Below are 26098 nucleotides of genomic sequence, written 5' to 3'. Positions count from 1 at the left end.
CCCGTTGATTAAAACACTGCAATGTTAGTAATTCTTCCACCAATTGAGAGAACAATTTTGCACTTCCGCTCTTCGACCAGAGCGGAGCGGCCCACCCTGATTCTGACCGCTTAGTGCCAGCGGACGTTGGCGATTTATTTAGATGCACTGCACAGAAAAATCCTTTAGCCAGCAAATTCAGTCCTTACTGGCTTCATGACTGATAAGACGCGCGCGGCAGACATCCAGAATTTCATCAGCCAGAGCGGAATTATCCGGGCAGGCACGAGACAGCACCAGGGCACCGACAAGATGGGCAATAGTGTCAATCAGGTCGGCGCGCGTGCTGCCTTCCACATTTTTTTCGTTTCCTAAAACTGCAAGCTGACGTTCAATTCCGGCTGCAAATGCCGCCTTGATTGACTCAGACTGACGGGCTGTATCGGTGCCAAGTGCCGACATCACACAACCCTTTCCCATATCAGCCCGATGTTGTCGGGATAGGTAGTATTCAATAAATTTTTCCCGGTTCACACCTGCCGTGCTTTCTGCGGATCGCCTAAAACCACAGCTCATCGCCTCGGACATCAGATCAGTCTTGGAACCAAAGTGTTTGTAGAACCCGCCGTGGGTTAAGCCTGCCGCAGACATCAATTCCGCGACGCCCACGCCATCGTAACCGCGTTCACGAAAAAGTTCTGAGGCCGTTTCAACAATGCGCATCCGGTTTTCCCGAACCTGCTCTTTTGACACTTTCATGCTTTCCTGCCCCTCTCAAAAATAGGGTTTAAGTATACATTGATGATGACCATAATCAAACTGGTTGACTTTATAGATTATGATCATCATCATTATATTGACCTTTGGCTCACTACTTAGCAGGCGAATAAACATGACGAATCGACCACTATTTCAACCCTATGATCTTGGTTCAATAACACTTGCCAACCACATCGTGATGGCACCGCTGACACGTAACCGGGCTGGCGCAGGGCTGGTACCGAGCGAACTGGCAGCAACTTATTACGCCCAGCGTGCTACAGCAGGCTTACTGATTACCGAAGCGACGCAGATCTCTGCACAGGCGCAGGGTTATCAGGATACACCGGGGATCTACACGCAGGCTCAAATAGATGGCTGGCGCAAAGTGACCGACGCGGTGCATGCCAAAGGTGGGCACATATTTGTACAGCTATGGCACGTAGGACGAATTTCGCATGTCGATTTACAACCTTGTGGCGCTGCGCCGGTTGCTCCGTCCGCGATCCGTGCCGAGACTAAGACCTTTGTGAACAACAGTTTTGCTGACGTCTCTGAGCCACGTGCGCTGGAGGTGCATGAAATACCGGGGATTATCGACGATTTCAGAAAGGCAGCGGCCAATGCCATTGCCGCCGGATTTGACGGTGTAGAGATCCACGGCGCGAATGGTTATCTGCTGGAACAGTTCCTTAAAGATGGTGCAAATCAGCGTACTGATGAATACGGCGGCTCTGTTGAGAATCGTGCGCGCCTGCTGCTGGAAGTCACGGCGGCCGTAAAAGATGAGATCGGCGCAGAACGCATCGGCGTACGTATTTCACCGGTTTCACCTGCTAATGCGATTTCATGCAGTGATCCGCAGCCACAATATGACTACCTCGCTGAACAACTCGATGGATTAGGCATCGTGTACCTCCATGTGGTTGAAGGTGCTACGGGCGGCTCGCGTGATGTATCACCGTTCGATTACGACTCCCTGCGCCGGCGTTTTAAAAACACCTACATTGGCAACAATGGCTATGACCTGGAACTGGCGTCCGCTCAGCTTGCGCAGGGTAAAGCCGATCTGTTCGCGTTTGGTCGCCCGTTCATCTCCAATCCGGATCTGGTCGAAAGGCTTAAAACGGGTGCACCTCTGGCCTCACTCAATCCTGAAACACTTTATGGCGGTGGCGCAGCGGGATATACCGATTACCCCTCGCTTACTGAGACCAGCAAGTAAAGCTTCGGTGTCACGGTTCTACATACATCGCACATTGCGGCTTCTGTTTACACCTTAATAAAGAAGGACAACTTATGACTAAAGCTTCAGTTCTCATTACCGGCGCATCCACAGGTATTGGTGCTGTTTATGCTGAACGGTTTGCCCGCCGGGGCCACGACCTTGTTCTGGTCGCACGCGACAAAGCGAAGTTAGAGATACTGGCCGCGCGTCTGCGACAAGAAAATGCTATTTCTGTCGACGTTCTGCCTGCCGACCTTACGCAAACGAATGATTTAGCCGCGGTTGAAGCTCGTCTGCGTGAAGACACACGGATTGGCATCCTTATCAATAACGCGGGTATCGCGCAGTCCGGCAGTTTTACACAGCAGACGCCTGATTCGATAGAAAGCCTTATCGCGCTTAACATCACCGCCCTGACGAGACTTGCCAGTGCCGTGGCACCACGCCTGGTAAAAGCCGGAGAGGGCGCGATCGTCAATATCAGTTCCGTCGTAGGCCTGGCTCCGGAATTTGCCATGACGGTTTACGGCGCAACCAAAGCCTTTGTTCTTTTCCTGTCTCAGGGAATGAATGTGGAGCTGTCATCTAAGGGCATTTATATCCAGGCTGTGCTCCCTGCCGGCACTTACACGGAAATTTGGGACCGTGCGGGTATCGACCTCAGTAACTCGGCAAAATTAATGGAAGTGGGCGAGTTAGTGGATGCCGCACTGCTGGGCTTTGATCGCCGTGAACTGGTCACCATCCCGCCTTTACATAATGCTGCCCGCTGGGACTCCCTCGATGCTTCGCGTCAGGCTCTGCTTTCAGATATCAAACAAGTGAGGCCGCCGAACGTTATAAAGCACTGTAGTCAATGAGGTGCACTGTGCAGAACGGTCTCCCGGTTGTTCTGCACAGAGATAAATCCGACATAAATCCCTTACAGCCTGTCGTCTCATCAGCGATGAGAAACCTCAAACACATCATAAAGGCCTTATTCAGCATGACAAAAAAACGTGTAGCACTGGTTACCGGCGCGTCCTCTGGTATCGGCGAAGCGTCTGCCCGTAAACTTTCAGCCGCAGGGTATAGGGTATATGGCACCAGCCGGCGTGGCTCCCAGGCGGGAAAACGTCCGTTTCCTTTATTGACGCTTGATGTGACGGACGACGCTTCTGTCGGAGCTGCCATTGAGGAGTTGCTGCGTCTGGAGGGGCGGATCGATGTTCTGGTGAACAATGCGGGCTTTGGGATCGCTCCGGCGGCGGCAGAAGAAAGTTCTGCGGAACAGGCCATGAGCATTTTCGACACCAACTTTCTGGGCATCGTCAGGTTGAGCCGGGCAGTGATTCCTCATATGCGCCGTCAGGGCAGCGGGCGCATCATTAACATCGGTTCGATACTCGGCATCGTTCCGCTGCCTTATATGGCACTTTATGCGGCCAGTAAGCATGCGGTAGAAGGGTATTCGGGCGCACTGGATCATGAACTGCGCACGCAGGGCATCAGAGTTTCTGTCATTGAACCTGCCTATATAAAAACACAGTTTGCAGCCAATAATATCGAGCCGGATGTCAGGCTTGAAGAATATGACCTGATCCGGGCTAAGCTGGCGAAAGTGGTCAGCAAGGCAATGGCTGAGGCGGAAAGTCCGGAGGTGGTGGCTGACGTGGTGGTTAAAGCAGCTCAGACTTTACATCCGAAGATGCGCTACACGGCGGGAAGGCTGGCAGATCAATTGAATTTTATTCTCAGATTCGCCCCTGCGTCATTCCTGGATAAGGTGGTGCGCAAAAGTCTTCAGCTTGATGCGAAAGAATAAATGGAGGCTAAGACGATGAAAGCGTTTACGTTTAAACGTTATGGTAAATCTCCTGAGCTGGGATTCGATAACATCGATTACCCTGCTCCCGATGCTGATGAAATCCTGGTTAAAGTTTACGCTGTGGGTCTGAACCCGATTGATAACATGATCCCAACCGGAATATTCAAGCCGGTTTTGCATTTCAGGCTCCCCGCCACATTGGGCAGCGACTTGTCCGGGGTTGTCATCGCAGCGGGGAGTCGCGTGACGCGTTTCAAGCCAGGCGACGAAATTTTTGCCAGCATTTTCGACAGGGGAACAGGTTCTCTTGCCGAATTTGCTTTAGTGCCTGAAAGCGCTGCGGCGATGAAACCCGCAAACCTGGATTTCGTGCAGGCGGCTTCCCTCCCGATGGTGAGCCTCACATCCTGGCAGGCGCTGACAGAGCGAGCCGGGTTGCAGCCTGGTCAGAAGGTATTCATCCCGGCAGGTTCCGGGGGGATTGGCAGTTTTGCCATCCAACTGGCGAAGCACCTTGGCGCACAGGTGGCAACGACAACCAGTACAGACAACGTCGGGTGGGTGAGTCATCTTGGCGCAGACGAAGTGGTCGATTATAAAAAGCAAGAATTTGAAAATGAACTGAGTGGCTACGATATGGTTCTCGGCACTATTAAAGGCGATTCAATTGAAAAGTCTACCCAAATTCTCAAGCCAGGTGGAAAGATTGTTTCTCTCATCGGCCCGTTAGATGCCGCGTTCGCCCGGGCGCGGGGATTAAACTTCCTCCTGCGTTTAGTATTCGGGCTGATGAGCCGTAAGATTATGCGTCTTACGAAAAAACGGAGCCTGAGCTATTCATTTCTTTTTGTCCGTCCAGATGGCAATCAACTCACACAAATCGGCAAACTCATTGAGGCGGAACAAATCAGGCCGGTGATCGACAAGGTGTTTCCCTTTGCCGAAGCAAAAGATGCTCTTATTTACCTGGCCGGGGGACATGCGAAGGGCAAAGTGGTCGTGAAGATACTCGCGTGATAACAACAGGGGGGCGACATCTGCGACAGGAGATAATCGTTCAGGTGAACCGCTCCTGAGCCGTACACTAATCAGATATCTTTGACACTGACGCCTGTTTGTCACGGGCGGATACGTCGGTTAATCCTGAGGATTTTAGTGTTGTTCAGAGACATATGGTGGTCACACCATAATCGAACTGAAATGACCGCAAATCAGACCACCAATCTTGCCCGATGCGGAGGGGGGAATGAAAATGCATCGGGAAGACTTTTCACGCCAACCTATTGAATCTAAATCACATAAGCATTCGCAAAGCGGCATGAAAACAAGAATTTGGCTCCTCTGACTGGACTCGAACCAGTGACATACGGATTAACAGTCCGCCGTTCTACCGACTGAACTACAGAGGAATCGTTGGAACGGGGCGAATATTAGCGATGCGCCGCACAGATGTCAAAGGGCAGATCGGGCTTTTCGGTGCGTTTGCTGGCAAAAACAGCGAATTGCTGTTTTTACGACTGATATGGCGCAAAGGTAATCTGCTGAGCTGGATCTCACTTTAAAGCGAATTCGCCGCAGATGTTAGAGGTGTGTCAAATTTTTGTTGTTTAGCGATTTTAAAACACGCGTTTCAATGCTTTCATGATGAAAATTTCAAACCGTATGATTATGAAACAAATGAACTATTTCGCCGGGTGTGGTTTTTTGTCCGGTGAAAATGAAACAGTGGTTTGAAATTAAAAGTCTGATAATCAACAGATTGCTTAACAGGAGTGACCAGCACCATAAACTGCAATAACGCTATATCTGACCTCTGACTACTAATAAATCCGTCGGTGACGTTGAGTGAATGTAAAAGATATTTTTCATTCGTGGTCCAGCCAGCCTTCGCATGTTAACGATTAAAAGGGTGACCTATGAACTTTAAAAAAGCGATCGTAACGTCCTTGTTAGCTTGTATGTTGCCAGCCGCCGCCTGGGCCAAAGATATTCAGCTGGGCGTGTCGATGGCGCTGTTTGACGACAACTTTCTGACTATCGTCAGAACGTCGATGCAGAAAGAGATGCAAAAAGACGGTGTTAAAGGCCAGGTTGAGGACGCGAAAGGCGATGTTGCCCAGCAGCTGCAACAGGTGCAGAACTTTATTGGTCAGGGTGTTGACGCAATTATCGTCAATCCGGTGGATACCAATGCGGTAAAACCGATTATGGATCAAGCCACTAAAGCCGGTATTCCACTGATTTTTGTTAACCGTCGCCCGCAGGCTGAGCTGACCGGCAAAATGGCCTATGTGGGTTCGGATTCTGAACTGGCGGGACGTCTGCAAATGGAGGCGCTGGCTAAAGAGATGAAGGGTAAAGGAAATGTGGCCATCCTGTTAGGGGATTTAGCCAACGAATCCACGCGTGAGCGCACCAAAGGGGTGGAAGCGGTGGTGGCGAAATATCCGGATATCAAAATCGTGCAGAAACAAACCGCGAAATTCACCCGTAATGACGCGGTGGATGTGGTCAGTAACTGGATGACGGCGGGCGATGATATCAATGCGATTGCCTCGAATAACGACGAAATGGCCATTGGTGCTTTGCAGGCACTGGGCAAAAATAACGATAAGGTGCTGATTGCCGGTGTTGATGGCACGCCTGATGCGTTGCAGATGATCAAAAACGGCAAGATGGTGGCGACGGTATTCCAGGATGCCAAAGGCCAGGGTGAAGGTGCGGTACAAACGGCGATCAAACTGGTGAAAGGTGAGGAAGTAGAGAAAATTGTCGATATTCCCTTCCAGCTGATTAATAAAGATAACTACGAAAAATTTACCAGCATGAATCAAAAATAATCGTTCCTGACCCAGTGGTACGGAGGTGATGTATGGCCGCTTATGCGCTTGAAGCCGAAGGCATCAGCAAATTTTTCCCGGGTGTAAAAGCACTGAATAAGGTGTCTTTACGCGTTAAGCCAGGAACGGTTCATGCTCTGATGGGAGAGAATGGCGCGGGTAAATCCACTTTAATGAAATGCCTCATCGGGATTTACCGTCCCGATGACGGTTTGATTCGCATTAAAGGGGAGCCGGTGCAGTTTGAAGATACCCTGGACGCGCTGCGTTCAGGTATCTCGATGATCCATCAGGAGCTTAATCTGGTGCCGCATATGACGGTAGCCGAAAATATCTGGCTAGGCCGCGAACCGATGAAATACGGTTTTGTCGACCACGCAAAGCTCAACAAAATTACCCAGGATCTGCTGAGTAAACTGAATATTCGTCTGAAAGCCGAGCAGATGGTGGGGGATCTGAGTATCGCCGCGCAGCAGATGGTGGAGATCGCCAAAGCGGTATCGTGGAATGCCGATATCGTGATTATGGATGAGCCGACTTCGGCGCTGACCGAAGGTGAGGTGGCTCACCTGTTTACCATTATTCGTGACCTGCGTACGCAGGGTAAAGCCATCATCTATATCAGCCATAAAATGGATGAGATCTTTGCCATTACCGATGAAGTCAGTGTGTTTCGCGACGGAACCTGGGTAGCCAGCGATCAGACCGCCAGCTACACGCGTCAGTCGCTGATCACCCAAATGGTCGGGCGGGAGCTTACTCAGCTGTTTCCGAAATTTAATAACGATATCGGTGAAGAAGTGCTGACGGTGCGCAACCTGACGCAGAAAGATAAGTTTCACGATATCAGCTTCAGCGTGCGGCGCGGCGAGATTCTGGGTGTCGCCGGGCTGGTCGGTGCCGGGCGCAGCGAAGTGATGGAGAGCCTGTTTGGCATGACCGCTTTTGACAGCGGTGAAGTGCTGATTGATGGCGTGCCGACTAAAATCGATTCTCCCTCAGTGGCGATAGAGAAAGGGCTGGCGTTTCTGACTGAGGATCGCAAAAAGTCCGGGCTGTTTCTGGTGTTGTCGGTGATGGAGAATATGAGCATCGTCAATATGCCGGAATACAGCGCCAAAGCCGGTTTTGTCAGCCACGTGCAGATGGCGAAAGATTGTATGGAGCAGATTCGGCGGCTCAATATTAAAACCCCCACCATGGATCAAATTATCAATAACCTCAGCGGCGGTAATCAGCAGAAAGTGTTGATTGCTCGCTGGCTGCTGGCACAACCGAAAATCCTGATTCTCGATGAGCCAACGCGCGGCATTGATGTCGGTGCCAAAGCTGAGATTTACCGTCTGATCAGTGAACTGGCGAACCGCGGTGTCGCCATCATTATGGTGTCGTCGGAACTGCCGGAAATTCTCGGCATGAGCGACCGGGTCATGGTGATGCATGAAGGTCGTATAACCGGCATCCTCGATAAAGAGAACGCCGATCAGGAAACCATTATGTCGCTGGCATCCGAGTGAGGCGTAAGGAAAAATTATGAGTAACGTAAAAGTCAGCTCTCAGCAGCAGCCAGCGGAACGCGGTTCGCTGTTCGGCAATTTAAAAAGCAAAATGCCGAAAGATACCGGCATCTTTGTGGTGATGCTTGGTATTGCACTGATTTTTGAAATCGCCGGTTGGTATGTGCGCGACCAGTCGTTTTTGCTGAACCCTAACCGGTTGGTGTTAATCGTGTTGCAGGTGGCGATTATCGGAATTATAGCCGTCGGGGTGACGCAGGTGATTATCACCACCGGCATCGACCTTTCATCCGGCTCGTTGATTGCACTGAGCGCGGTGGTGGCGGCCAGTCTGGCGCAAACCTCCGACAGTCTGTCACCGATGTTCCCGTCACTGGTTAACCTGCCAGCGGTGGTGCCGATTGTCGCCGGGATTGGGGTCGGGCTGGTGTGCGGAGTTTTTAACGGATTTTTAATTACTAAAACCGGTATTCCCCCTTTTATTGCCACCCTGGGGATGATGGTCTCGGCTCGCGGCCTGGCGCAATACTATACGCAGGGGAATCCGATCAGTTTCCTCTCTGATGGTTTTACCGCCATCGGGCAGGGCGCGATGCCGGTGATCATTTTTCTGGTGGTCGCAGTGATATTTCATATCGCCCTGAAGCATACCCGCTACGGCAAATATGTTTACGCCATTGGCGGTAATATGACCTCAGCCAAAGTTTCCGGTATCAACGTTAATAAGTATCTGGTGATCGTATATACCATTGCCGGTGGCCTGGCAGGGCTGGCGGGCGTGGTGCTGGCGGCACGCGTCAGCAGCGGCCAGTCGAGCATGGGTATGTCCTACGAACTCGACGCGATTGCCGCGGCGGTTATTGGCGGCAGCAGCCTGATGGGTGGCGTGGGTCGTATCACCGGCACGCTGATCGGCGCGGTGATTCTCGGGCTGATTAAGAGCGGTTTCACCTTTGTCGGTGTTGATGCCTATGTGCAGGATATTATTAAAGGCATCATTATTGTGGCGGCAGTTTCCATTGATATGCACCGTAACCGTAAGAAAAGATAATTGGTTATAGGCTGTTGCACACTGAGCGGGTTCACATTGCCTGCAATGAGTCATAGTGACTTAGCGTACTAGTATTGCACATCACTAACGCATTTCGCGCACCAGAATAGTGCGTCCTGCCTGACTGCTCTGCCCGGTAGAGTATTACTGATACTGATTACCTCTTCGGAGGTAATCAGATTCTCTTATTTTACCGGCGTTTAGCGGCCGCCGCTATTTTCTGACGGCTTCGGCTAAAAAAACTGGCCTGTAAATTGCAATCTGTTAGCAACGGCCGAAATCAGGCATTCAGAGATTCGCAACGGGGGCAAAATGAACTTAAGACGACTGAAATATTTCGTGAAAATCGTCGATATCGGCAGCCTGACTCAGGCGGCAGAAGTGTTGCATATTGCACAGCCTGCGCTCAGTCAGCAGGTGGCGACGCTGGAAAATGAACTGGATCAGCAGTTATTGATCCGCACCAAGCGCGGCGTCACGCCGACCGAGGCGGGCAAAATTCTTTATGCCCATGCACGTACGATTTTGCGCCAGTGTGAGCAGGCACAAACGGCGGTTATTAACGCCGGACAGGCGCTGAATGGCCAGGTTTCTATCGGACTGGCTCCCGGTACGGCAGCGTCATCGCTGACGATGCCACTGTTGCAAACGGTGCGCGAGCAGTTTCCTGATGTGCTGGTCTATTTACATGAAAACAGCGGCGCATCCCTTAATGAAAAAGTGCTGAATGGTCAGCTGGATATGGCGGTACTTTATGACCGTGCGCCGATGGCCGGCATCACCAGTATGCCACTGATGAAAGAGGAGCTGTATCTGGTCGGGGCGACGCCTTGTCCGGGATCCAGCATCGATCTGGCCGATGTGGCGCAAATGAATCTTTTTCTGCCTCGCGACTACAGTGCGGTTCGTAAACGGGTTGATGAAGCCTTTTCATTGCGCCGCCTCAGTGCGCGGATTATCGGCGAAATTGAATCCATCGCCACGCTGAGTGCGGCGATCTCCAGCGGGATGGGCGTAACGGTACTTCCCGAATCGGCGGCGCGTGCGCTGGTCAGCGCCACGAATGCGTGGATGGCGCGGATCACCAGCCCGTCACTGAATCTGCCGTTGTCACTGAATATCTCTGCACGACTGCCGCTGTCTCCGTCGGCACAGGCAGTGAAAAATATCCTGCTGTCACTACTGAATAAACCGCAGCTGGAAGAACGTGGCCTGATGTTAGTCAGCTAATCAAATGCTTCACCAGCAGCCGGGCGCGCAGGGAAGCGGCGCAAGCCTTATCACTAAATCGCATAAGAAACCCTTTTTTATTATTTGTTGCTATCAATTTGCCTCCTTAACATAAAGGCAACTTAACAAATAACAGAGGGGGAAAGCGCGTGAATTTCCAGCAACTTAAAATTATCAAAGAAGCCGCCCGTTGCGAATTTAACCTCACCGAAGTCGCTAATGCGCTGTTCACCTCACAATCTGGCGTCAGCCGACATATACGCGATCTGGAAGATGAACTGGGCGTGGAAATCTTTATTCGTCGCGGTAAGCGCCTGTTAGGCATGACCGAGCCGGGTAAAGCGTTACTCACCATTGCCGAGCGTATTCTGGATGAAGCGGGTAAAGTGCGTCGTCTGGCGGATGTGTTTACCAATGAATCCAGCGGCGTGCTGACCATTGCCACCACCCACACTCAGGCACGCTACAGCCTGCCGCGCGTGATTAAAGCGTTCCGTGCACTGTATCCCAATGTGCGGCTGGAACTGAATCAGGGTTCACCGCAGGAAATTGTGGCGATGCTGGTGGCCGGTGAGGCGGATGTCGGTATTGCCAGTGAGCAGGTGGTAAATAATCCGGCGCTGGCGGCATTTCCCTGGTTTAGCTGGCATCATGCCTTGCTGGTGCCGAAGGGTCATGAACTGGAACAGCAGCAACCGGTGACGCTGGCGGCGCTGAGTCGCTATCCGCTGATCACTTATCGTCAGGGGATTACAGGCCGTTCGCGCGTTGATCGCGCCTTCCACGCCGCAGGTTTAAAATCGGATATCGTGCTGAGTGCGCAGGATTCTGATGTGGTGAAAACCTATGTCGAACTGGGGCTTGGCGTCGGCGTGCTGGCCGATCAGGCTTGCCAGCTGGATCAGCATTCCAGGCTGACGCGGCTGGAAGCGAAACATCTGTTTGAATCCAATACCGTCTGGCTGGGGCTGAAACGCGGCCAGCTGCAACGTAATTACGTCTGGCAATTCCTTGAGTTATGTAATGCTAACCTGTCGCTGGAAGAGATTAAGCGCCAGGCGTTGTCATTAGAGGATGAAGAAGCGCCAGTCATCGATTTCCAGATTTAATTTTCCGTTCCCACGGGCGGCATTCTGGCCGCCCGTCTGTTGCTATCAACACCCCGTCACCTGGTTAAAATCTCTCTCGCCGCGATACTTACGTCGGTGTTGTTGTGGCGATTCAGCAGTAAATGGTCATATTATGTTGACGACCAACATCGCCATTCATACAAAAAATCTGATCATGAGGTAACACACCGAATGCCAGCACCGATTCGATATGTACAGGACAGCACGCATTTTCCTGAATCCGCAGAGGTTGTGGTGATCGGCGGCGGGATCGCCGGTGCCGCTGCGGCTTATGAGCTGGCGAAGCAAGGCGTCAGCGTGCTGCTGCTGGAAAAGGGGCTGATTGCTGGCGAGCAGTCCAGCCGCAACTGGGGCTGGTGTCGTCAACAGAACCGTGATGAACGTGAACTGCCGCTGATTATTTATGCCATGCGCCGCTGGGAAGAACTTGGCCGCGAGACCGGTGAAGAGCTGGGCTTCCGCCGTACCGGGCTGGTGTACGCCACGCGCAACCAGAGTGAAATTGATGCCTGGGATAACTGGGGAAAAATGGCAAAAAGCTACGACATTCGTAGTGAAATCCTGAATGCTGAACAGGCGAAAGCGATGACGCCAGGCAGCACCACTGACTGGCTGGGCGGCGTCTCGTCACCGACCGATGGTCATGCTGAACCCTCGCTGGCGGCACCGGGTTTAGCCATTGCCGCGCAGCGTCTGGGAGCCAGTGTGATTCAGCAGTGTGCGGTGCGCGGGCTGGATATTTCTGCTGGTCGGGTCAGCGGCGTCTGGACCGAACGTGGACTGATCAAAACCGCCAGCGTGATTTGCGCCGGTGGAGCCTGGACGTCGATGTTCTGTCGTCGCCATGGCATCGATCTGCCGCTGGGTAATGTGATTGGCACCGCGTTTCGCACCGCGCCGATTGAGCAGGCGATTACCATGCCACTGTATACGCCTGCCTTTGCCTGCCGTCCGCAACTGGATGGCAGTTACACGGTGTCGGTGTCCGGGCGCGGGCGTCTGGAGCCGGGAGCGCAAGGTTTACGCTACGCGCGCCAGTTTTATCCGACATTCAAAGCGCGCCGCAAAAATCTCACCCTCCGTCTTGGGCTTGCGCCGTTTTTACGCGGGCCGGAAGCGCTGGTACGCTGGCAATTTGACGCTATTTCACCGTTTGAGAAAGTCCGTATTCTCGATCCGCAAGCCGATTTCGCCATGGTACAGGAAGGCATTAACGCGATGCGTAACGAGTATCCGGCGTTGGGCAATCTTCGCATGGTGCAGGCATGGGGCGGGATGATCGACAGTGCGCCGGATGCGATTCCGGTGATTTCCACCGTGCCGCAACTGCCAGGCTTAGTGATCTCGGCGGGCTACAGCGGTCACGGTTTTGGTATCGGGCCGGGGGCGGGACGTCTGGCCGCCGATCTGATGATGAATAAGCAACCGATTGTCGATCCTCGTCCGTACCGTTATTCGCGTCTGGTGGATAGGTCGGGCCTTGATACGCCAGGCATGATGTAAGGAGCCGTGATGAGCATACAACTTCGGGTAATGAATGAGGGCGATCTCGATCAGGCATTTGTCCTGACTCAGCAGCTGAAATGGCCGCATCGGCGTGCCGACTGGCAGCAGGCGCTGCAACTGGGGGAAGGGGTAGCCGCGGAACGGGATGGCGAGCTGATCGGCACCGCGCTGTGCTGGCGCTGGGGCCGCGACTACGCCACATTGGGGCTGGTGATTGTGGCTGATGCGGCGCAGGGCAAAGGCATTGGTCAACAGCTGATGCAGTCGGTGCTGGATACGCTGGCCGACAGTAATGTGCGGTTGCACGCGACCGAAGCGGGCAAAGGGCTGTATGAAAAACTGGGATTTGTCGCGATCGGCAAGGTTCAGCAACATCAGTGCCGCGAACTGGGCGGTATCATCGCCGAACTGCCCGCCGCCGGGCAACAGCTGCGTGATGCACAAGCTAATGATGCTGAACGGCTGACCCTGCTCGATCATCAGGCGCACGGTCAGTACCGGCCACAGCTTATTGCCGAACTGCTCAGCCACGCCGAGCGGGTGCGGGTACTGGAACAGGATGGCGACATCGCTGGGTTCGCCTGCGTCCGTCGCTTTGGCCATGGTTATTCCATCGGCCCGATTATTGCCCACAGCTTGCCACAGGCGATCCTGCTGGTAAGTCAGTCACTGAGCGACCTGTCCGGCCAGTTTGTGCGTATTGATACCGATGCCGTTTCAGGGCTGGGCGAGTGGCTAAGCGCACAGGGATTAGTGGCGGTGGATGCACCGACCATTATGGTGAAAGGAACACCGTGGCAGCCCGTCGCAGGTGGCACACAGGTGTTTGGCTTAATGACTCAGGCGATGGGCTGATTAATCGGATGGTCTGACGGTTTTCAGGTTGACAATGACGGGAATGGAATACGGGTTATATAACGCTTTCATTATTCTGTGGAAATCGTGGCCAGTTCCGGGTTCAAGCGTGTTTAGCAAGAATTCTACCGTTCTCATCGTTATCTTCCTGAGTTATTTGCTCCAATAGAGCTATGCTCAGCGGCGACTGTCCTTTTTGAACAGCTTGTCAACCCTTCGTAAAGCCGATCGCGGTCATATCATCAATATCACTTCTTTCGGCACTGACTTTCAGCAGTCGTTTAACGGCCCTGTGGGAGCAGGTTTAGTCTGGATTGACGGCTGCTGCTGCCACAGGATTTGAAGTTTTAAAGTAGAAATAATGACCATATTGCAGGGTTCCCGAAAAGAGACGTCCGGCAGCTGGGACCACGACATTTCAATATAAACAATGTCGAATTCTATAACATCAGGTTTTTCCGGGCGGTATCACACCCGGAAAGGTGATTTAGCGGTACTCAATAATATGAAAACCCTCGTCGGCGCTTGGCTGATTAAAATAACGAGTTATCAGCTCAAACTGCTCATCCGTTGCGGAAAAGTCATGTGAGCCTGCTGCATTACGGGCTTGCAAACGGGATTTACATATTTCATCGGACACCCTGAGATAATGCAGGCAATTATTGGCACCTGATTCGTTGATAATACTCATCATCCATTCCCGGTTTGCCTGGGTATTTGCCGGAAAATCCAGCACAACAGAGATGCCTGCGGTGAGTAATGAAATCAGGTGCGGCTTTATTGCGTCTTTTAGCTTTGATGAGCAACGAACATAATCGGCTACAGACTGCATTTCGTCCGCATAGAGGGCAGCGAGCCACTGATCTTCACTTATTAGTACCGTGCCGGGAACCGTTGCCAGCCTGGCTGAAAGCGTCGATTTTCCTGATGCAATTTTTCCGCATACAAGATGCAGGGTGGGTTTCTCTGCCTGAGAAACAGTCAGAATTGGCATTGTTGACCTCACGGGTTTGTACCGGCCAGCCAGACCGTGCGGCCGCCACATTGCGGATCCTCAACAATCTGTTGGATTACCTGGAAGCCGGAGTTCTGCATTAACAATGTATATTCATCAGGTGCCAGACTTGCGTGATAAAGAGGCTCGCCTTCAAACTTGCCGATAGCTTCACCATCACTGGTGCCAGTGTTGAACATCAGAGCCGCCCCGGCCTGGGCATGAGCAGAAAAAATCCTGAACATCTGACGTTGATCAGCGCGGGGGAGATGGAAAAAACTGTCCCAGGCAAGAATGCCATCAAATTTAATGCCCAGATTCAGTTCCCGCATATCCGCGATTAACCACGCTTGTTGCGGAAATTTTGCTTTGCATCGGGTGATCATGGATGGAGATGAATCAACGCCTGTCACGCTGAATCCCTGGCTGAGCAGGTACTCGGCAATCGGTGTTGCGTTGCCGCAACCGATGTCCAGAATGTGTCCTTCCGGCTTGATGTTAGTGATAAATCTGTCCAGCCAGGCTTTTTCAACCAGGTTTGTTGGCCGTAACTGTTCAAAAGCCGCACTATGTTTTTCATAAAGGGCTTTGACAGTTCTGCAGGAGCGATCGTCCATTTTTTCACTTAAGTACAGAGTGACAAAGATTTATAACAACATGTTAAGACAGATGATAAAAGACAATTTTACAGAACGGCGGTTTTAGCGAACTTGATGATCCTGAAGTAGTCAGGAGTTGAACGAATAGGATGAAGGGCGAAAGTAAGGCGAAAAAAAACCCGGCCTGGTAAGCCGAGTTGTTTTTCTGTTGTTGAACGGTTGGTGACTGCTTTCAACAACGGTGCTGCTTGTACCTGCTAACTGTGGTCAATCTTACTGCTAATTAACGAAATGGTCAATAATGCAACTGTTGCGGCGGTTGGAAGGTGGATTTATAATCACCCCCGTTATCAGTTATAAGTTATTGTGGCCTCTCAGAAGGGGATTTGGGCTTAGTCGCGTAGGTTTTAAATCCCGACCGGACACAGGTGGTGCTGGCCGGTTTGTTTCCACCCAAAAGAGTGCTGCTTGTACCTGCTAACTACTGGTACACGCCATAATGGGTAGCCCAAAAGCAGTTATGCCGTGTGGCTCTCTCCTGATAAGGAGGCAGCTAAGTGATAAGTCTGACAACTATCCTTGTGGCGTTGAAGATAATTCACGTGACATTGCAGATTATCGTTGCCATCAAGCAACTGACCGGACGCCCGTAAGGGAAGATGGAACTTGAATAAGGCAGGGGATTAACCACCCCTGCTTTTTTCGTTTTTTGACCCTGTTACCCATAGCAGCGAAAAAAACGTCCGGAATATGTTGTAGGAAACGCCTGGCGCTTATTTGTGGCCAGGTTCCGGCGACAGCCGACCGCTACATCACTCTGCGTATGATTTTAATGATAATGTGATCCCTGCTGGCGTGCGCTGGTTTTGCGAAGTGGTATGTGAAGCGCTGGACTAAGTGTTGGCTTCCTGCGCTATATTAAGCGCGCATCAAAGGAAAAATTAAGCATTTTTACCGATGGCAGGCAGGCAGGCAGCGAAATCAGGATGTTCATTGTTGAGCAGCACATTGTATTCCATCGGCACAATCGCTGAGGGCACCATCATGGCCACGCTGGAGCCGCCACTGAACCACTCACTGCCAATCTCTTTGGTTTCCCGACCTGGCACTTCGGCGTTCCAGTTTTTTGGCAAATCGCCCGGGTTAAGCTTGACAATCAACGAATCCGGCACCTCAATGCTCATCAACTGATACAGCGACAGAATCGATTCATCCTGGACATGGACCAGAATTTCGAGCATCGCCAGCGAAACCGAGCTGGCGAGATACACCATCGGGGTGCCGAGATTATTCCAGCGCGCCACGCTGTTATTTACCGCGCCGACTCCGCTCCAGGCGGTGGTTATCCATTGCTTCTGGCAAAATCGATATAAAATCACATCACGACGCCATGTTTGATGCCTTCAATCAGGCTCATTACATCGCGGGCGCCGGTTTCGGTTTTCATCGCCTGATTCGGTGTTTCGCCGCCAAGTACTCTGGCCGGAGTATCCATCCAGCTGATGGTTTTATGATAATCGTTACCAAACATCGCCAGCGCCAGATCAAAAGCCGTGACGTAACGAGTAATGGATTCACTCTCGCCGGGCGAGAGGCGATCTTTACGCCGGGCAATGCTGCGTGCGCTCAGCCCCAGCGTGGTGAGGAATTCCTCTTTTTTAAAACCAACGATATCGCGAATATTATCGATAACACCAATGTTGAGGCCGCGTGACATCATGCAGCGTAGCTCAGGACCAGAGGCATTCGGCAGATTAGCGGCCACCCATAAACTGGTGGGCTTCTCTCTTTTTGCAGGGGGAGTGTAGGTTTTCATTGGGCCTCGTATTGCTGCCATTTGACATAGTAAATAATAGCCAAATGGCGGAAGGAGTCAATGCTGACGCAAGGGCAGTTTGCGTCAGACATTGCCAAATTCATCTGCGCGTAATCTCTCTTTAACCTCTCTGTCACACCCCCACGGCAAGGTAATGGCACGCCAGAATCCCTGGCCAGTAAAAATTTCTGATCCTCGTATGTCGTCAGCTTCGCGTTACGGAGGTTATGCCAATGATGAACTTGTCCAGACATCCGACCACTGTCTATCAGGCGGTTGCCACTCAGCTTGAAGAGGAGCTGCGCAAAGGCTATCGCTGCGGTGACTATTTGCCGTCGGAACAGCAGCTGGCGACGCGTTATGCGGTGAATCGTCATACCCTGCGTCGGGCGGTAGATGAGCTGGTTAGCAAGGGATTATTACAGCGTCGTCACGGCGTCGGCATCCTGGTGCTGATGCGCCCGTGGGATTATCCGCTGCACGCCCGGACACACTTCAGTCAGAACCTGATGGAGCAAGGCAGCCACCCGACCAGTGAGCGTCTGCTGGCGGTACTGCGTCCGGCCAGCAGCGATGTGGCTGCTGCGCTGGGCTGTCAGGAGGGCGACAGCGTAATTCATCTGCGCACTCTGCGTCGGGCGAACGGCGTGCCGGTATGTCTGATAAACCATTTTATTCCCCACCTCACGTGGTGGCCGCAACTACAGCATTTCCACAGCGGCTCACTGCATCAATTTATTCAACAACATCTTAATCAGTCACTGACGCGTCGTCAGACCCGTATCAGCGCCCGTCGTGCACAGGCTAAAGAGAGCAAGCTGCTGGAAACCAGCTTGCAGGCCGCGCTGTTATGCGTACGCACGCTGAACGAAATGGCGAGCGGCGAGATGGCGGAATACTCCGTCAGCCTGACGCGCGCCGACATGATTGAGCTGACAATGGAGCATTAAATGGAAACGCTAACAGCCAGCTGCGTCGATTTCCTCACCCTGATGCGCGGAGATAATGAATGACTTTACTGGCAAGTTTTAACCATCCGGTTGCCGACGCGCAGCACGCCTTTCGCCGCATACTGAAAGCCATGAGCGAGCCGGGCGTGATGGTATCTCTGCCACTGCAACACGGTTGGGGATCGATTTCACCTGCGGCGACGGTGGTGTTACTGACGCTGGTCGATCGCGAAACCCCGCTGTGGCTGGATAAGGCACTGTACAACGAAACACTGCTGGCTAACCTGCGTTTTCACACCGGCGCACCGGTGACCGACAGGTATCAGGCGCCCGTTGCCCTGTTGCATGCCCGATCGGATATTGACCCGCAGCATTTTGCTGCTGGCGACAATCTGTCGCCGGAAAAAAGCACCACGGTGATTTTTGAAGTGCCGTCGCTGAATGGTGGGCTGACGCTACGCCTTCGCGGCTCCGGCCTGAGGGAAACCCGCGCCATCGCCCCGCAGCTGCCGGAAAAATTGCTGGCGTTTCTGCGTCAGCGGGCGCAGGTATTTCCACAACCTATCGACCTGATCTTTACCTGTGGTGAAGCGATGATGGCCTTGCCGCACACCACGCAAGTTGAGGTGTGCTGATGGCTGTCGCCAATGCCTGTCAGCGACAGGATACCCGTGATGAAAAGTGAACAACCGCTGCTTGCGGTTAACAACCTGACGCATCTCTGGGCGCCTGGCAAGGGCTTTGAGCACGTCTCATTTGAGCTGTTTCCGGGAGAAGTCCTCGGCATTGTCGGCGAGTCCGGGGCGGGGAAAACCACCTTGCTGCAGGCGATCTCTACCCGGCTGAAGCCGCAGCAGGGCAGCATTCTTTATCAGGGCAACGAACTGTATGGTCTGAGTGAAAGTGAGCGCCGTCACTTGCTGCGCAGTGAATGGAGCCTGGCGCATCAACATCCGCGGCTGGTGTTTATCGATGAGCCAATCGACGGGCTGGATATGTCAGTACAGTCGCGCCTGATCGAGCTGGTGCGCGAGCTGGATCTGGCGGTGGTGATAGCCAGCGATGATCTCGCGGTGGTGCGCTTACTGGCTCACCGGCTGTTGGTGATGAAGCAGGGGCGCGTGGTGGAGAGCGGGCTCACCGATCGGGTGCTGGACGATCCGCACCACCCGTATACCCAACTGTGGGTGTCGTCGGTTTTAAGCTGATAAGGGAACATGCAATGAATAGCCAACTTCGCGTCGAAAATCTGAGTAAAACCTTTGTGTTACATAATCAGCAAGGGGCGGTGTTGCCGGTATTGCGTGATGCCAGTTTTAGCGTAAATGCCGGAGAATGTGTGGTGCTCGATGGTCAATCCGGCAGCGGTAAATCGACCTTACTGCGCTTGCTGTATGCCAATTATCAGCCGGAAAGTGGCCATATCTGGCTGCGCCATCAACAGCAGTGGATCGATCTGGTGAATGCCCCGGCGCGTCAGATCCTTGCGGTACGCCGTGAAACTCTTGGCTGGGTCAGTCCGTTATTACGCGTCGCTCCCCACATTTCTGCCTTTGAAGTGGTGATGCAGCCATTGCTGGAGCGCGGTGTCGAACGCGCCATTTGTGAGGCACGCGCACGTCATTTACTGACGCGTCTTAATGTACCGGAGCGCTTATGGGCGCTGGCACCCTCGACCTTCTCCGGCGGCGAACAACAGCGGGTGAATATCGCGCGCGGGTTTATCGCTGACTATCCGATTTTACTGCTGGATGACCCGACCGCGTCGCTCGACAGCAATAACAGTGCGGCGGTCGTGAGGCTCATTGAAGAAGCGCGCGATCGCGGCGCAGCGATTGTCGGCATTTTCCATGACAAAGCGATACGCGAACGGGTTGCCGATGGTCTGCACCAGATGCTACCACCGGCGAGAGAACTGGCGCATCATCATCAATAATGATCGGCTGCTGGTATAGGTTCTGCGACTCAGAGAGCGGGTCGCCAGCAGTTAACCGCTTACGACCATGGACGGACAATCATTCGTATTGCCCCGCGAATTCCCGGCCTGGCGCTATTTTCAAACGGCAGGCGCAATTCATGACGATCGTTGGCTATATGAAAATTGAGAGTGTGCTGATACTCAGTCGGATTCTCTGACCAGCCGTATTTTACCGTCCAGTCGCCGATGCCGTCCCGTCGTGGCGGTGGCGTGAGGGTAATAATGGCCATGTCGCGAAACAGATCGGCTCCTTCGTGATGCCCGTCAGACCAGAATTTTCGCTCAATTTTGTAATCTGGCACTTTGGCGGAGAAGGTCATTGAGTAGCAAAGATCACGGGTAACCTGGTCGACTTTGCCGTGTCTGGATAAAAACAGGCTCGACAGATAGACTTGCCGATCGGAGTGGTTGGTTGCGGTTAATTGCGCATGACTGCGACAGGCCGGGGAGTCTTCCACCGAGGCGCGCCGGGTAAGAAACCAGCGCTTGCCCTTGGGTGCGGCGCGAAACTCAAACTGATACAGCCCGGAGACTTTTGCCGCTTGTGGCTCGATGGCTGGCGGTAACGTAACCGTATGAATATCAGCCCAGACATCAACCCGCACATCACCAAACAGAAAACGCACCAGGTTTTGATACGCCTCTTCAGAATTAACAATGCCGAAATAGCCCGAGTGAGAACGGAAAGCATAGGCCGTCGCCACCTGAACCGGCATGTTATCCTCTTTCACTCCCCACAGTGAGGCATTATCGATTAATACCAGCCCGTCACTGCCATGGCCGACAAAATTGCGCAGCATGCCCTGCAAAGGTTCGTAATCGCTGCGATTGGTGCCAATCATACAAAAAATCCGATCGGCCGGCAGCGCGGATTCGGGGATCAGGTCAACACGATGGTCAAAGTGCGGCGAGAGCGTTTGCAGATTAAGGTACTGCCTCATCTTTGCGCGATTAAAGGTATTCATCTGGCCAGCGGTTAACCAGCCGGGGACATTCATCCCCAGAATATCAATGCCGTTGTGGGGCGTGGCATAGGTAAACAGTTTGGCGACCGCTTGCTGCGCCTGATGAAAACTCTGCTCTGTACTTTGCAGAAAAGCACGTGCTATCAGCCCTCCCATCGAATACGCCACCAGATAGCAGCGGAAATCACTGTCCCGCATCAATGAACCCTCTGCGCAGGGATATTGCAGCACCAGTTGTTTGACCCGCAGGATCAGTGCATTGAGACCCGCCGCATATTCGCTAATGGAGCGTGAATTACCGTCACCCAAAAACGTTGAGTCGTCGTCATAATAGCGATAAATAATAATTGAAGCAGCGGGGATGCCTGGGATGATATTGCCGTCTTCATCCGGTTTTCCTTGCCAGCCAGCATCAACAATATCATCACCATTGTGATAAACCGGCTGATACTGATATTCAGTACTCAGCCTGACCAGCGGTGATTCAAAAAAGAATTTATCTGCGCGCTGCTGCTTGCTTTCCGCCGCGCGATAGAGAGTCGAGCCGTAATTAAAACCACAGAATGGATCGGCAACGGTTTTATTTCTCTCGGCTTCGGTCATGGTAAAACCACGAATATAAATAATCGGGTAACGATGGGTCATTTGCCTGTCCTTATGGCGAGTGATTAATCATATTTATTTTAAATTAATAAATTATCGCGTAATGATGGGTTTTTATATTATTGCGCATGCGGGAAAGCGCCCGAATAATAATTCGAATTGATTCTGGTTAAATATATTCTGACGGTAATCAAACTTTCGGTCGCTGTCAATCAGGCTTATCACCGGATGCAGCCTGTTCAGCAATGGGTTATTAACTAGCGCAGTAACGGTAATGCCGCTGCGCGTAAGAAGCATTTTTTCGGCATCTGCCGCAAATTTGGCGCAGATTGATTTTACGCAGCAGAGAATGGTGACAGTATTGAACCGCACTGGCATAGTGACTACACAAATGACAACACGTTGGAGTAATCAGCATGTCAAATATCCATTTTCGCATTGATGAGACCACCAAGCGTCTGGCGATGCAGGCAGCAGAACGTAAAAATACCGACCTGACTAAACTGGTTCGTCAGCGGGTTGAGCAACTGGCTGCCGAAGAACAGGAGATGCAAAGCATGGAACAGGATCGCTGGCGGGAAAACGCGATTGCTGAAGCGTTTGAATATCATGAAAACCAGATAACCCATTTCATCAGTGATGACGAAATGAAAACGCGCATGGACGTGCTGAAAGCTAAGGCGTTAAAAGGAGACCTATGACTCAGGTTCGTTGGGAAAGCCGGGCAGCCATTGACCGGGAAGCAATTTTTAGCTGGCTTGCCAGGCAGGCGGGATCGCCGGTTGTCTTGGCGGCGGATGAAAAATTTACCCGCATGGCGGCAATACTTATCGATAACCCCCATGCCGGTGCGGTTGCCGGCAAGGCAACGAACCAGCGTAAACTGGTTATCCCTCATTTCCCGTTTATTCTGGTTTATCTTATCGTTGACAATGAAGTGCGTATTCTGCGCATTTTCCACACCTCCAGACGGCAACCCTCACGCTGACTGTGTCGCCAGAGGTTACTTTTCAGCCGACACGTTGCGGTACTTCCATAACCAACGGCCACTGACCAGACGCCACCAGAAAAACAGACCGCGCACTATCCAGTCGAGGAACATGCCCAGCCAGATACCGACCACACCAAAGCCAAACACAATCCCCAGCGTATAACCGGCGACGATACGGCATCCCCACATACTGAGAATCGACACCCACATGGTAAAGCGCGCGTCGCGTGCGCCTTTCAGCCCGGCAGGAAGTACCCAGGAGGCGGCCCAGATCGGCATAAACGCGGCGTTCAGCCATACCAGCATCTTCACCACCTCAATCACATCTTCTTCGTTGGTATAGAACGAGGCCAGCACGCCCGCCAGCGGGACAGAAAGCAGTGCCAGCATGCAGAGTCCAATGGTCGATAACCAAAAGATATGTTTAAGCTGACGCTCCGACTGGCCGATTTGGTTTTTGCCCAGCCGGGTGCCGACAATAATCGTCGAAGCGGAGCCTAGCGAGTTTCCCGGCAAGTTAATCAGCGAGGCAATCGAGAAGGCGATAAAGTTACCGGCGATAACGTTGGTGCCCATACCCGCCACAAACACCTGAGTTAACAGTTTGCCGCCGTTAAACAGCACCGACTCGATACTGGCGGGCAGGCCAATACTTAACACTTCGCGCAGGATCGGAATATCCATGCGGCGAAAGTAACTGCTGAGGGTGATTTTTAGCGCCGGGTTAAAACCGATCATCAACACATAAATCACCGCTGCCGCACCGATATAGCGTGACAGCGTCAGGCCAATTCCGGCACCGATAAACCCCAGCCCGGACCAGGAAAAACAGCCGTAGATCAGTACGCTACTGATAATAATATTCAGGATATTCATGCCGCCGTTGATTAGCATCGGCATTTTGGTATTGCCCGCTCCGCGCAGCGCACCGCAGCCAATCAGCGCGATGGCGGCGGCCGGATAGCTCCAGACGGTGATGCGTAAGTAGGTCAGCGCCAGCTCTTTGACTTCCGGAGCGGCGGGACCGGCAATGATATTGATAATCGACTGCCCGGAAAATTCGATAACCAGCGCCAGCAGTACCGAAGCCAGCGTCATCAGCACTAGTGATTGCCGGGTGGCGGCACGGGCGCGCTTGCGATTGCGTTTACCCAGACTGAATGCCACAACCACCGTGGTGCCAAGATCGACCGCGGCAATAAAAGCGATAATCACCATACTGAAGCTTTCGGCCAGTCCGACGGCGGCCATCGCTTCCTTACCTAACCGGCTGACCAGAAAGGTACTGAGCACGCCCATCAGCAAGACGCACAGATTTTCAAAGAAGATCGGTACCGCCAGCGGGGTAATCTCACGCTTTAGCAGAACACGGTAGGAATGCCGTTTCGGATACCATGCCGTGCGTTGAACAGCACGCAGCAAAATTGTGGGCAGCTTTAGCAAGTGAGTACCAGCAAGATCAGAAAATTCAGGGGGAGTGGTTAAAGGATGGTTAAGGAGCGCATAATAATCAATCTATTTATCAGTCAGAGCACGAAAAGTCCTTTTAGCCTGCCCGCAGAACCGCCAGTCAGCCCGCATGGGGCGGTAAACACATTTCAATTCAGTCAGTTTATCTGTATGATAATGATACGCATTTACATAAATTTCGCTAATAAATGAAAATTTTGTTATCCAGACTCTCACTGTTATTTGCCATGCCGTTGCTGCTGACGTTGACCGGCTGTGATTTCAGCCCGACGGATCCTTCATTACCTCAGACACAAACCGCCGCAGAACGTGGCTGGCCGCGCACGCTGATTACCGCCAGAGGACCAGTGACGCTGGCGCATCCGCCAGCCCGCATTGTCTCAACCAGCGTCACGCTGACCGGTACACTGCTGGCCATCGATGCGCCGGTTATCGCCTCCGGTTCCACCAGCCGTAACAGCACAGTAGCGGATGAGCAGGGCTTTTTCACCCAGTGGAGTCAGGAAGCCAAAGCGCGCCATCTGAAATCCCTGTATATCACGGAGCCAAACGCAGAGGCAATCGCCGCCGAAGTGCCGGATTTGATCGTGATTGCCGCCACCGGCGGTGACTCGGCGCTGAAACTCTACGATCAGTTATCAGCGATAGCCCCAACGCTGGTGATTGATTACGGCGATAAAAGCTGGCAGCAGCTGGCGCAATTGCTGGGAAAAGCCACGGGCCATGAAGCTGACGCGCAACGCCGTATCGATGGCTTCGGGCAGCGGGTGGCGGCCGTCAAACAGGCCATTAACTTACCGCCGCAGCCGGTTTCCGCCCTGGTTTATTATCAGGATGGACGCGGCGTCAATCTGTGGACCGACGCTTCCGCGCAGGGGAAATTATTATCCGAACTCGGCTTTACCCTTGCCACGCTGCCTGACAGCGTCACGCCGCAAACCAGTATGGGAAAACGTAACGATATTATCCAGTTGTCGGGGGAGAATATGGCCAGCGGTCTGAATGGCAACACGCTGCTGCTGTTTTCCGCTGACGACCGCACGGTAAAAGAGGTCAGTGCCAACCCTTTCCTGCAACATCTGGACGCGGTACAGCAGCAGCGCGTGTATGCCATGGGGCCGGATACCTTCCGGCTGGATTACTACAGTGCCAGCAATATGTTAAGCAGCATCGAGCGTCATTTTGGCCGCCAGTAGCCTGCGCCGTCAGCTGACGATTGTCGGCGGCCTGCTGCTGCTGCTGGCAGTCGTCAGCTTGCTGAGTTTACTGTCAGGGGCGAAAACCATTGCCCCCGCTGATATCTGGTACAGTCTGCGCGGTCAGCTGGACAATGCCGACAGCGTAATTGTCATGCAGTCGCGCCTGCCGCGTACTCTCGCCGGGATTCTGGCCGGCCTGGCGCTGGGCGGAGCCGGGGCGGTGATCCAGGCGCTGACGCGCAATCCACTGGCCGATCCGGGAATTTTAGGCGTCAATGCCGGAGCCAGTTTTGCCATTGCCCTTGGCATCAGTCTGTTTGGCGTGACCGGGGTGCTGGGCTGGCTGGGTTTTGCCTGGAGTGGCGCGCTGATTGCCAGTATTGCCGTCTGGCTGATCGGTTCACTCGGCGGCGGGCGGGTAAACCCGGTGCGTCTGACGTTAGCCGGCGTGGCGCTGAGCGCGGTGCTGAGCGGTATGACCTCCTCGCTGGCGCTGCTGAATCCGCAAACTTTCGATCAGATGCGGATCTGGCAAGCCGGTACGCTGGATATCCGTTCACTGAGCAATATGACCTTTGTCGCTCCGGCGATTATTGGCGGTTGTCTGCTGGCGCTGCTGTCGGCGCGTGCA

General features: G+C 52.9%; 25 protein-coding genes, 1 tRNA gene and 1 pseudogene. 19 read left to right on the top strand and 8 right to left on the bottom strand.

What is annotated here, in order from left to right:
- Window positions 1–177 precede the first annotated feature (177 nt).
- On the bottom strand, window positions 178–738 hold the full coding sequence (locus NG42_RS02450) for a TetR/AcrR family transcriptional regulator (RefSeq protein WP_052897459.1): 561 nt from the start codon (window positions 736–738) through the stop codon (window positions 178–180).
- 133 nt (window positions 739–871) lie between these two features.
- On the opposite strand from NG42_RS02450, the gene NG42_RS02445 reads away from it, so the two are divergent.
- From NG42_RS02445 to NG42_RS02430, 4 genes and pseudogenes are all read left to right on the top strand, one after another.
- Window positions 872–1963, top strand: coding sequence for an alkene reductase (locus NG42_RS02445; protein WP_052897456.1), 1092 nt, complete (start codon window positions 872–874; stop codon window positions 1961–1963).
- A gap of 74 nt (window positions 1964–2037) precedes the next feature.
- Window positions 2038–2819 (top strand): annotated as a pseudogene (locus NG42_RS02440) (SDR family NAD(P)-dependent oxidoreductase).
- 132 nt (window positions 2820–2951) lie between these two features.
- A complete protein-coding gene (locus NG42_RS02435; RefSeq protein WP_052897453.1) occupies window positions 2952–3770 on the top strand; it encodes an oxidoreductase in 819 nt (272 codons plus the stop codon).
- Window positions 3771–4790: an NADP-dependent oxidoreductase gene (locus NG42_RS02430; RefSeq protein WP_052897450.1), complete on the top strand. Its 1020-nt coding sequence runs from the start codon at window positions 3771–3773 to the stop codon at window positions 4788–4790. It begins immediately after the preceding gene.
- 316 nt (window positions 4791–5106) lie between these two features.
- Here NG42_RS02430 and NG42_RS02425 read toward each other — a convergent pair.
- Window positions 5107–5182: transfer RNA gene (locus NG42_RS02425), tRNA-Asn, on the bottom strand.
- Between the two features lie 507 nt (window positions 5183–5689).
- On the opposite strand from NG42_RS02425, the gene NG42_RS02420 reads away from it, so the two are divergent.
- The 7 genes from NG42_RS02420 (at window position 5690) to NG42_RS02390 (ending at window position 13902) form a co-directional block, all read left to right on the top strand.
- Window positions 5690–6613: a sugar ABC transporter substrate-binding protein gene (locus NG42_RS02420; RefSeq protein ID WP_052897447.1), complete on the top strand. Its 924-nt coding sequence runs from the start codon at window positions 5690–5692 to the stop codon at window positions 6611–6613.
- A gap of 32 nt (window positions 6614–6645) precedes the next feature.
- Window positions 6646–8130, top strand: coding sequence for a sugar ABC transporter ATP-binding protein (locus NG42_RS02415; protein ID WP_052897445.1), 1485 nt, complete (start codon window positions 6646–6648; stop codon window positions 8128–8130).
- Between the two features lie 16 nt (window positions 8131–8146).
- Complete coding sequence (locus NG42_RS02410; protein WP_052897442.1) at window positions 8147–9181, top strand: ABC transporter permease; 1035 nt, start codon at window positions 8147–8149, stop codon at window positions 9179–9181.
- Window positions 9182–9493: 312 nt separating this feature from the next.
- Window positions 9494–10411: a nitrogen assimilation transcriptional regulator NAC gene (gene nac, locus NG42_RS02405; protein ID WP_052897439.1), complete on the top strand. Its 918-nt coding sequence runs from the start codon at window positions 9494–9496 to the stop codon at window positions 10409–10411.
- Window positions 10412–10560: 149 nt separating this feature from the next.
- Complete coding sequence (gene cbl, locus NG42_RS02400) at window positions 10561–11520, top strand: HTH-type transcriptional regulator Cbl (protein ID WP_052897436.1); 960 nt, start codon at window positions 10561–10563, stop codon at window positions 11518–11520.
- A gap of 192 nt (window positions 11521–11712) precedes the next feature.
- Complete coding sequence (locus tag NG42_RS02395) at window positions 11713–13044, top strand: NAD(P)/FAD-dependent oxidoreductase (protein WP_052897433.1); 1332 nt, start codon at window positions 11713–11715, stop codon at window positions 13042–13044.
- A 9-nt stretch (window positions 13045–13053) separates the two neighbouring features.
- Window positions 13054–13902, top strand: coding sequence for a GNAT family N-acetyltransferase (locus tag NG42_RS02390; protein WP_052897430.1), 849 nt, complete (start codon window positions 13054–13056; stop codon window positions 13900–13902).
- Between the two features lie 487 nt (window positions 13903–14389).
- Here NG42_RS02390 and NG42_RS02385 read toward each other — a convergent pair whose 3' ends face one another.
- The 4 genes from NG42_RS02385 to NG42_RS02370 form a co-directional block, all read right to left on the bottom strand.
- On the bottom strand, window positions 14390–14896 hold the full coding sequence (locus tag NG42_RS02385) for a P-loop nucleotide/nucleoside kinase family protein (protein ID WP_053115893.1): 507 nt from the start codon (window positions 14894–14896) through the stop codon (window positions 14390–14392).
- 8 nt (window positions 14897–14904) lie between these two features.
- Window positions 14905–15513: a class I SAM-dependent DNA methyltransferase gene (locus NG42_RS02380; protein ID WP_052897427.1), complete on the bottom strand. Its 609-nt coding sequence runs from the start codon at window positions 15511–15513 to the stop codon at window positions 14905–14907.
- 923 nt (window positions 15514–16436) lie between these two features.
- Window positions 16437–16874 (bottom strand): RES family NAD+ phosphorylase, encoded by a 438-nt coding sequence (locus NG42_RS02375; RefSeq protein WP_053115894.1) that lies wholly within the window; start codon window positions 16872–16874, stop codon window positions 16437–16439.
- Complete coding sequence (locus tag NG42_RS02370) at window positions 16871–17311, bottom strand: antitoxin Xre/MbcA/ParS toxin-binding domain-containing protein (protein ID WP_053115895.1); 441 nt, start codon at window positions 17309–17311, stop codon at window positions 16871–16873. The genes NG42_RS02375 and NG42_RS02370 overlap by 4 nt, the downstream gene beginning before the upstream one ends.
- 236 nt (window positions 17312–17547) lie before the next feature.
- Here NG42_RS02370 and phnF point away from each other — a divergent pair, with 236 nt between their 5' ends.
- Genes phnF through phnL form a run of 4 tightly spaced genes read left to right on the top strand, consistent with a single transcriptional unit; the run spans window position 17548 to window position 20197 of the window.
- Window positions 17548–18261, top strand: coding sequence for a phosphonate metabolism transcriptional regulator PhnF (gene phnF, locus NG42_RS02365; protein WP_052897787.1), 714 nt, complete (start codon window positions 17548–17550; stop codon window positions 18259–18261).
- Between the two features lie 59 nt (window positions 18262–18320).
- Window positions 18321–18896, top strand: coding sequence for a phosphonate C-P lyase system protein PhnH (phnH, locus tag NG42_RS02360; protein WP_052897424.1), 576 nt, complete (start codon window positions 18321–18323; stop codon window positions 18894–18896).
- A 39-nt stretch (window positions 18897–18935) separates the two neighbouring features.
- Window positions 18936–19469 (top strand): ATP-binding cassette domain-containing protein, encoded by a 534-nt coding sequence (locus NG42_RS02355; RefSeq protein WP_052897422.1) that lies wholly within the window; start codon window positions 18936–18938, stop codon window positions 19467–19469.
- A 14-nt stretch (window positions 19470–19483) separates the two neighbouring features.
- Window positions 19484–20197 (top strand): phosphonate C-P lyase system protein PhnL, encoded by a 714-nt coding sequence (gene phnL / locus NG42_RS02350; protein ID WP_052897420.1) that lies wholly within the window; start codon window positions 19484–19486, stop codon window positions 20195–20197.
- Window positions 20198–20256: 59 nt separating this feature from the next.
- Here phnL and NG42_RS02345 read toward each other — a convergent pair whose 3' ends face one another.
- The gene (locus NG42_RS02345; protein WP_052897418.1) at window positions 20257–21849 is read right to left on the bottom strand and encodes a lipase family protein; all 1593 of its coding nucleotides are present in this window, start codon (window positions 21847–21849) and stop codon (window positions 20257–20259) included.
- A 374-nt stretch (window positions 21850–22223) separates the two neighbouring features.
- Here NG42_RS02345 and NG42_RS02340 point away from each other — a divergent pair, with 374 nt between their 5' ends.
- Both NG42_RS02340 and NG42_RS02335 read left to right on the top strand, forming a co-directional pair.
- Window positions 22224–22508: a damage-inducible protein J gene (locus tag NG42_RS02340; protein ID WP_052897414.1), complete on the top strand. Its 285-nt coding sequence runs from the start codon at window positions 22224–22226 to the stop codon at window positions 22506–22508.
- Complete coding sequence (locus NG42_RS02335; protein ID WP_052897412.1) at window positions 22505–22795, top strand: type II toxin-antitoxin system RelE/ParE family toxin; 291 nt, start codon at window positions 22505–22507, stop codon at window positions 22793–22795. Before NG42_RS02340 ends, NG42_RS02335 begins: the two co-directional genes overlap by 4 nt.
- 15 nt (window positions 22796–22810) lie before the next feature.
- Here NG42_RS02335 and NG42_RS02330 read toward each other — a convergent pair whose 3' ends face one another.
- Window positions 22811–24241 (bottom strand): EmmdR/YeeO family multidrug/toxin efflux MATE transporter, encoded by a 1431-nt coding sequence (locus tag NG42_RS02330; RefSeq protein ID WP_052897410.1) that lies wholly within the window; start codon window positions 24239–24241, stop codon window positions 22811–22813.
- Window positions 24242–24456: 215 nt separating this feature from the next.
- Between NG42_RS02330 and fepB the strand changes: the two genes are divergently transcribed.
- Together fepB and NG42_RS02320 are read left to right on the top strand one after the other, a co-directional pair.
- A complete protein-coding gene (gene fepB, locus NG42_RS02325) occupies window positions 24457–25464 on the top strand; it encodes a Fe2+-enterobactin ABC transporter substrate-binding protein (protein ID WP_052897408.1) in 1008 nt (335 codons plus the stop codon).
- A partial coding sequence (locus NG42_RS02320; protein ID WP_053116351.1) for an iron chelate uptake ABC transporter family permease subunit occupies window positions 25451–26098 on the top strand: 648 nt, incomplete at its 3' end. The genes fepB and NG42_RS02320, both read left to right, overlap by 14 nt.

Source organism: Winslowiella iniecta, assembly GCF_001267535.1.
GTDB lineage: Bacteria > Pseudomonadota > Gammaproteobacteria > Enterobacterales > Enterobacteriaceae > Erwinia > Erwinia iniecta.
Note: the sequence above shows the minus strand (reverse complement) of the source record. Positions and strands in the feature narration are given on the sequence as shown.

Excerpts from the sequence above, each read along its gene's own strand:
- phnF (WP_052897787.1), top strand. The coding sequence starts at position 17,548 with ATGAACTTGTCCAGACATCCGACCACTGTCTATCAGGCGGTTGCCACT.
- NG42_RS02395 (WP_052897433.1), top strand. The coding sequence starts at position 11,713 with ATGCCAGCACCGATTCGATATGTACAGGACAGCACGCATTTTCCTGAA.
- NG42_RS02340 (WP_052897414.1), top strand. The coding sequence starts at position 22,224 with ATGTCAAATATCCATTTTCGCATTGATGAGACCACCAAGCGTCTGGCG.
- NG42_RS02390 (WP_052897430.1), top strand. The coding sequence starts at position 13,054 with ATGAGCATACAACTTCGGGTAATGAATGAGGGCGATCTCGATCAGGCA.
- nac (WP_052897439.1), top strand. The coding sequence starts at position 9,494 with ATGAACTTAAGACGACTGAAATATTTCGTGAAAATCGTCGATATCGGC.
- NG42_RS02435 (WP_052897453.1), top strand. The coding sequence starts at position 2,952 with ATGACAAAAAAACGTGTAGCACTGGTTACCGGCGCGTCCTCTGGTATC.
- NG42_RS02450 (WP_052897459.1), bottom strand. The coding sequence starts at position 738 with ATGAAAGTGTCAAAAGAGCAGGTTCGGGAAAACCGGATGCGCATTGTT.
- NG42_RS02370 (WP_053115895.1), bottom strand. The coding sequence starts at position 17,311 with ATGAAAACCTACACTCCCCCTGCAAAAAGAGAGAAGCCCACCAGTTTA.
- NG42_RS02415 (WP_052897445.1), top strand. The coding sequence starts at position 6,646 with ATGGCCGCTTATGCGCTTGAAGCCGAAGGCATCAGCAAATTTTTCCCG.
- NG42_RS02335 (WP_052897412.1), top strand. The coding sequence starts at position 22,505 with ATGACTCAGGTTCGTTGGGAAAGCCGGGCAGCCATTGACCGGGAAGCA.
- NG42_RS02410 (WP_052897442.1), top strand. The coding sequence starts at position 8,147 with ATGAGTAACGTAAAAGTCAGCTCTCAGCAGCAGCCAGCGGAACGCGGT.
- phnL (WP_052897420.1), top strand. The coding sequence starts at position 19,484 with ATGAATAGCCAACTTCGCGTCGAAAATCTGAGTAAAACCTTTGTGTTA.
- NG42_RS02345 (WP_052897418.1), bottom strand. The coding sequence starts at position 21,849 with ATGACCCATCGTTACCCGATTATTTATATTCGTGGTTTTACCATGACC.
- NG42_RS02355 (WP_052897422.1), top strand. The coding sequence starts at position 18,936 with ATGAAAAGTGAACAACCGCTGCTTGCGGTTAACAACCTGACGCATCTC.
- NG42_RS02385 (WP_053115893.1), bottom strand. The coding sequence starts at position 14,896 with ATGCCAATTCTGACTGTTTCTCAGGCAGAGAAACCCACCCTGCATCTT.
- NG42_RS02445 (WP_052897456.1), top strand. The coding sequence starts at position 872 with ATGACGAATCGACCACTATTTCAACCCTATGATCTTGGTTCAATAACA.
- NG42_RS02420 (WP_052897447.1), top strand. The coding sequence starts at position 5,690 with ATGAACTTTAAAAAAGCGATCGTAACGTCCTTGTTAGCTTGTATGTTG.
- fepB (WP_052897408.1), top strand. The coding sequence starts at position 24,457 with ATGAAAATTTTGTTATCCAGACTCTCACTGTTATTTGCCATGCCGTTG.
- NG42_RS02430 (WP_052897450.1), top strand. The coding sequence starts at position 3,771 with ATGGAGGCTAAGACGATGAAAGCGTTTACGTTTAAACGTTATGGTAAA.
- NG42_RS02380 (WP_052897427.1), bottom strand. The coding sequence starts at position 15,513 with ATGGACGATCGCTCCTGCAGAACTGTCAAAGCCCTTTATGAAAAACAT.
- phnH (WP_052897424.1), top strand. The coding sequence starts at position 18,321 with ATGACTTTACTGGCAAGTTTTAACCATCCGGTTGCCGACGCGCAGCAC.